At 68.1% G+C, this 2,459-nt stretch carries 3 protein-coding genes; 1 reads left to right on the plus strand and 2 read right to left on the minus strand.

Going from position 1 to position 2,459, the window contains the following annotated elements; translation table 11 throughout:
• On the plus strand, positions 1 to 667 hold a 667-nt coding region (locus GPA_RS09165; RefSeq protein ID WP_083809027.1), incomplete at its 5' end, for an MBL fold metallo-hydrolase.
• A gap of 286 nt (positions 668 to 953) precedes the next feature.
• Here GPA_RS09165 and arsS read toward each other — a convergent pair.
• On the minus strand, positions 954 to 1,940 hold the full coding sequence (gene arsS, locus GPA_RS09170; protein ID WP_015539691.1) for an arsenosugar biosynthesis radical SAM (seleno)protein ArsS: 987 nt from the start codon (positions 1,938 to 1,940) through the stop codon (positions 954 to 956).
• Between the two features lie 2 nt (positions 1,941 to 1,942).
• Positions 1,943 to 2,275 (minus strand): arsenosugar biosynthesis-associated peroxidase-like protein, encoded by a 333-nt coding sequence (locus GPA_RS09175; RefSeq protein ID WP_041239384.1) that lies wholly within the window; start codon positions 2,273 to 2,275, stop codon positions 1,943 to 1,945.
• Between the last annotated feature and the right edge of the window lie 184 nt (positions 2,276 to 2,459).

Raw genomic sequence — 2,459 nt, forward strand, 5'->3', positions numbered from 1 at the left:
CGCCGACGGCTCGCCCGGCAGGAACGTGCTCATCGACACGCCCCCCGACCTGCGCCACCAGCTGCTGCGCGAGGACGTGCGCCGCGTGGACGAGCTCTTGTACACGCACGCGCACTTCGACCACCTGGGGGGCCTCGGCGAGCTGGAGTACCTGGTGCAGCTCGTGCGCAAGGCCCCGCTGCCCACCTATGGCAGCGCTGCGGCCCTCGAGGGGGCGGGCATCGAGTTCCACTACATGACGTACTGCCTGGACATGCGCGAGCTCGCCCCCTTCGACGAGCTGGAGCTCGACGGCGTGCGCTACACGGCGCTGCCCGTGACGCATGCACCGGGCACGTACGGCTACCTCATAGAGACACCCGAAACGCGTCTGTTCTACGCGTCGGACACCGGGAAGCTGCCACCCGAGACGGCCGAGCGCGTGCGCGACGTGGACGTCATGGCCATGGACGCCACGTTCTGGAAGCGGAACTGGTCGCCCGACGCGCACCACAGCGTGCAGGAGTGCATCGAGGAAGGCCTGGAGCTGGGCGCCAAGACGCTCTACCTCACGCACCTGGCCATGCACTACGACGAGCCCGTCACGCTCGCCGAGCTGGAGGAGTACCTGCAGCAGTACGGCGGCCGCGTGAAGCCCGCCGCCGACGGCCTGACGATCGACATCTAGGGCCGGCCCGCGCGGGACGCGCAAGGCGATCCGGCGCAGGAGGGACGCAAGCACCGCCAGCGAACGCGTAGAGCGACCAGTGCGCAACGCGAGAAAAGACGCGCAGAACGGCCGAACGGCGCGAGATGCGACTGAGCCGGTGCCGCGCCCCCCTCTTCTACCAGCCGGCTGACCTCGGCGCGCGCTCCCGCCCGGCTGGTAAAGGAAGTGCCGCTTCCGCGAACGGAAGCGGCACTTCGTCAGCACCAGCATCGCTTAACGGCGCAAACTACGCCGTGGAGCCGCCTCAACTGCTGCCGGCGCCGGCGCAGCAGGCGTAGCAGTGGTTGCCGAACGCGATGTCGCGCTGCAGCGGCAGCGACGGGTCGGCCGCCAGCTCCGCGATGGTCAGGCCGTTTTTGCAGGGCAGGCCGGCCGCCTGGTTGAAGTCGCAGTCGTACAGCGTGCCGTCCCAACCCACGGAGAGCTGGCTGCGGCACATCATGGCCGGCACGGTTTCGGGGTTGAACGCGCCCACGAGCTTGTTCATGTAGCGCTCCAGGTTCCCCGTCTTGTGCAGCAGGTTCCCGAAACGCCCGAGCGGGTTGTTCGCGATGGCGAACACGTGGTCGAACACGATGCCGTAGTCCTCCGCCAGCTTCGCGCGGTACTCGCGCTCCAACGCCTCCTGGTCGGGCGGCAGGAACGCACCGCTCGGATTGAACACGAGGTTCAGCACGGGCCCTTCCCCGCCCGCGCCCTCGGACGCGCCGTAGCCGAGCGTGTTCAGCTTCTGCAACATGGCTATGACGCCGTCGAACGTGTCGGCGCCGCGTTGCTTCTCCACCGGCTTCGCCGTGTAGTGGGGCAGCGAGGCGAACACGGTGACCCCCAGCTCGGCGAACACTTCGGGCAGATGGCGGTAGGGCCCGTCCAGCAGCACCACGAGGTTCGAGCGCACGATGACGTCCAGGCCGCGGGATGCCCCCTCGCGGACGAACCATTCGAAATCGGGGTTCATCTCGGGTGCGCCGCCCGTCACGTCGAGCGTCTTGAAGCCGCGGCCCGCGGCCACGTCCAGGCACTGCTGCAGCGTCTCGCGCGCCATGACCTCGGTGCGCGCGGGGCCGGCGTCCATATGGCAGTGGCGGCACGCCAGGTTGCACAGGCGGCCCACGTTCACCTGCAGCACGTCGAGCTGCCCGCGCGTGCGGCGCGTGGCCTCGTCCGTTCGCTCGTAGAACGGCGGGAACGAGTCCATGACGGCCTGGGCCTGTTCGCTGGTTTGCGGCATGGCTACATTTCCAGCTGCTTGACCACGTTCTTCATCTGCACGCCGTGCACGAGCGCGGCGCCGCCGCGGATGGCGTTGGCCACGTGGAAAGCCTCGGTCATCTGCTCCTCGGTCACGCCCTTCTCCAGGCACGACTGCGTGTAGGAGTCGATGCAGTACGGGCACTGCACGGCGCCGGCCACCGCCAGCGCGATGAGCGCCTTCTCGCGCGCCGTGAGCGCGCCCTCGGCGAACACCTTGCCGTAGTAGGCCATGTAGAGGTCCCAGAGCTCGGGGGCCTCCTCGCCCATCGTCGAGAACTTGTCGAGGTCTTCCGGGTTGTAGTAGGTCTCCATGGCCTTCGTCCCTTCCTGCATGCGTCGCCCGGGCACGCTGACCGTCCCGGTAATGATAGATTACGTCTTATACTAGATTATCACCATTATCGCGGCTTGGCTAGCTAGCCAGACGAAAACGCGCATCGTGCTCGGCGGATGCGCGCAGAAGGAAGGTCGCGCGCGTCGCCCGTGCCCCGCGGCG

Origin of the sequence: Gordonibacter pamelaeae 7-10-1-b, from assembly GCF_000210055.1 — a bacterium.
Classification (GTDB): domain Bacteria; phylum Actinomycetota; class Coriobacteriia; order Coriobacteriales; family Eggerthellaceae; genus Gordonibacter; species Gordonibacter pamelaeae.

What these genes read in the sequence shown, in the direction of transcription:
- arsS (WP_015539691.1), bottom strand. Translation starts at nt 1,940, where the DNA reads ATGCCGCAAACCAGCGAACAGGCCCAGGCCGTCATGGACTCGTTCCCG.
- GPA_RS09175 (WP_041239384.1), bottom strand. Translation starts at nt 2,275, where the DNA reads ATGGAGACCTACTACAACCCGGAAGACCTCGACAAGTTCTCGACGATG.